Origin of the sequence: Mycobacterium sp., assembly GCF_050701675.1 — a bacterium.
Classification (GTDB): Bacteria; Actinomycetota; Actinomycetes; order Mycobacteriales; family Mycobacteriaceae; genus Mycobacterium.
The window spans coordinates 1-1,877 of record NZ_JBOGDD010000104.1 but is presented as its reverse complement, the minus strand read 5'-3'; the positions used below and the strand labels follow the sequence as shown (position 1 = coordinate 1,877).

3 protein-coding genes are annotated in these 1,877 nt (G+C 63.3%); 1 reads left to right on the top strand and 2 read right to left on the bottom strand.

Features of this window, described 5'->3' with window-relative positions:
* Positions 1 to 817, bottom strand: an 817-nt coding sequence (locus tag ACRDUX_RS03290) for a thiolase family protein (RefSeq protein ID WP_526410987.1), incomplete at its 3' end; no start/stop codon positions are given.
* Positions 818 to 878: 61 nt separating this feature from the next.
* The gene (locus ACRDUX_RS03285) at positions 879 to 1,709 is read right to left on the bottom strand and encodes an SDR family oxidoreductase (protein WP_526410985.1); all 831 of its coding nucleotides are present in this window, start codon (positions 1,707 to 1,709) and stop codon (positions 879 to 881) included.
* Between ACRDUX_RS03285 and ACRDUX_RS03280 the strand changes: the two genes are divergently transcribed.
* On the top strand, positions 1,692 to 1,877 hold a 186-nt coding region (locus ACRDUX_RS03280), incomplete at its 3' end, for a hypothetical protein (RefSeq protein ID WP_526410983.1). The two genes, ACRDUX_RS03285 and ACRDUX_RS03280, sit on opposite strands and share 18 nt — an antisense overlap.

The window sequence follows — 1,877 nt, the reverse complement described above, 5'->3', positions numbered from 1 at the left end:
TGTCAGACATGACCACGAGCGCGGCGGCGCCATCGTTGAGCGGGCAGCTGTTACCGGCGGTGATGGTGCCGTTTTGTCTGAACACCGGCGGCAGCGCAGAAACAGCTTCGAGAGTCACATCGCTGCGGGGGCTGTCGTCGGTGCTCACATAACTACCGTCGGGAAGGCGCACAGGGGCGATATCGCGGGCCCAGAAGCCGTACCCGGTGGCGGTTTCGGCTCGATTCTGGCTGCGCACGGCGAAGGCGTCTTGTTCAGCGCGGCTGATGTTCTTGAAGTGCGCTACGTTCTCCGCCGTCTGCCCCATCGTGATGTAGAGATCTGGGAGATGACCGTCGGCTCGGGGGTCGGTCCAGCCGTTGTCGGGCTGGGCACGGGTGGCGGTGCGGGCCTGCGCTTCAGCGAAGAGGGGATTCTGGCCTTCTGGGTTGTCCGACGCGCCGTTGAAGTATCGGCTGACCGTTTCAACGCCGACGGAGACGAACACATTGCCTTCGCCTGATCTGATGGCGTGCAATGCCATACGCGTTGTCTGTAGGCTGCTCGAGCAGTATCGATTGACGGTGACGCCCGGGACGTTATCGAGGCCGGCTACGACGGCCACAGCTCGCCCCAGGTTATTTCCGGATTCGCCGGCAGGCTGTCCCACGCCGAGCATGAGATCGTCGATTTGGGTGGGGTCGAGTTGGGGAACCTTGGCGAGTGCCGCGAGGACGGCGTGTGCTGCGAGGTCGTCTGCGCGCAGGTCTTTCAGCGATCCTTTGACCGCGCGGCCGATCGGGGTTCGCGCCGTGGACACAATGACGGCTTCGGGCATGCGGTACTCCTGGGTTGTTGTGCTGGAGATTTGTGGTGATGGTCGTCGTCGGACGAGGCATTCAACGGTTGCAGCCGCTGAATCCACCGTCGACGGGTATCGCGGTGGCGGTGACAAATGCGCCGGCCGATGAGGAGAGGAATCTGACTGCCCCGACAATGTCTTCTGGTTGGCCGTAGCGGCCGAGCGGAACAGTATTGAGCAGCGCGTCTTCCTGTGCGGGGTCGGCGGCGACATGGCTGAGCATGTCGGTGAGGAACGGGCCGGGGGCAATGGCGTTGACCGTGATGCTGTCGGACGCCAGCCGGCCGGCGAGTTGACGGGTGAGCATGTGCAGGCCCGCCTTGCTCGCGCTGTAGGAGTAGTTGTCCCACTGGGGTGCAACGAGACCGTCCACACTTCCGACGTTGATGATGCGGGCGGGGCGCTCGGGTCGGGCTCCAGCCCGAAGCAGCGGGAGCAGTCCCACGATGATTCCGAAGGGTGACACGAGGTTGGTGTTGAGTACCTTGCTCCAGCCGGCGAGCGGGAATTCCTCCAGCGGCGCTCCCCACGTTGTGCCGGCATTGTTGATCAGGATGTCGAGATGCTCGTGGCGATCTTTGACCGAGTTGACGAGATGTTCGACTCCGCTAGGGGTCGAGAGATCGGCGCTGATGTAGCTGCAGCGGCCGGAGCTACCGAGAGTGTCTGCCTCGCTGTTGATGTGGTGGGCCGTGGCTCGGCATTGCTCGACTTTCCTGCTGGTGATGATCACATCGGCACCGGCGGTGACCAGCCCGCGGGCGATCATGGCGCCGATACCCCGAGATCCTCCGGTTACCACAGCTATTCGGCCGCTGACAGAGAACAGAGTGTCCGGGCCGTACGACGGGTGAGTGCCAAGTTCCATGCTTCGACGGTAGGAGATGTTCAGGCGTGCAATCTTGGAGCCTTGCGCACGTATGTTGTTGTGCGCGCCACGGTTACCGCTCTAGTTGGCGCGGGTGCGGGTGTCGGACGGCCGTTCGCCGAAGCTGCGGCGATAGGAGTTGCTGAAGGTACTCAGATCGCCGAATCC

Bases quoted from the DNA above. Each gene is read 5' to 3' on its own strand.
- ACRDUX_RS03285 (WP_526410985.1), bottom strand. From the start codon at position 1,709: ATGGAACTTGGCACTCACCCGTCGTACGGCCCGGACACTCTGTTCTCT.